Below are 546 nucleotides of genomic sequence, written 5' to 3'. Positions count from 1 at the left end.
CCGTCCAGTTTGAATTCGAAGACATAAATGGCATCCCGGGTCTTCACCACGGCATCCGCACGGCCACGGGCGCTGCGAACCTCCGTCTCCACAAATTGCCCCATCAGGGTGAACACTATATAGAAAATGGCCTGGTAATGACGCTCGGTATTGTCACTCAAATCGTAGGGAATCCCCGCAAAGAAGAGTTTAAGGCGCTCCATGAAAGCATCCACATCACCCGCACGAAGCTCGCGCATGAATTTGGCGATATGAAAACCTGTCTCGTCATCGGTGACCCGGGTATAGAAAGGAACCAGAAAGTTCAGGAAGCCATAACGGACTTCATCGTTAGGAAACCGAAGGGTATAAAGACGGACTTCCCTGTCGTACCCCTTGATGGTCAGATAACCGCTCTGGTAAATCATGGGAAGAGGATTGTTCGCCTCCGCGCGATATTCCGAGAAGGCGGAAGCGGTCACCTCCACCCCGGCCACCAACAGGCGCAGGTCATAGTCGCTCTGTTTCAGTAAATCCACCAGATAGGTGGGAGTACCCGTCTGGAAC

At 52.9% G+C, this 546-nt stretch carries 1 protein-coding gene; it reads right to left on the bottom strand.

Annotated features, from left to right (window positions below):
• Nucleotides 1-546 (bottom strand): PD-(D/E)XK nuclease domain-containing protein (locus tag HMPREF9446_RS12405; protein ID WP_009126023.1); only part of this gene is annotated, 546 nt, incomplete at both ends.

It is taken from the genome of Bacteroides fluxus YIT 12057, assembly GCF_000195635.1.
Lineage (GTDB): Bacteria > Bacteroidota > Bacteroidia > Bacteroidales > Bacteroidaceae > Bacteroides > Bacteroides fluxus.
The sequence above is the reverse complement of the archived record's forward strand: the minus strand, read 5'-3'. Positions and strand labels throughout refer to the sequence as shown.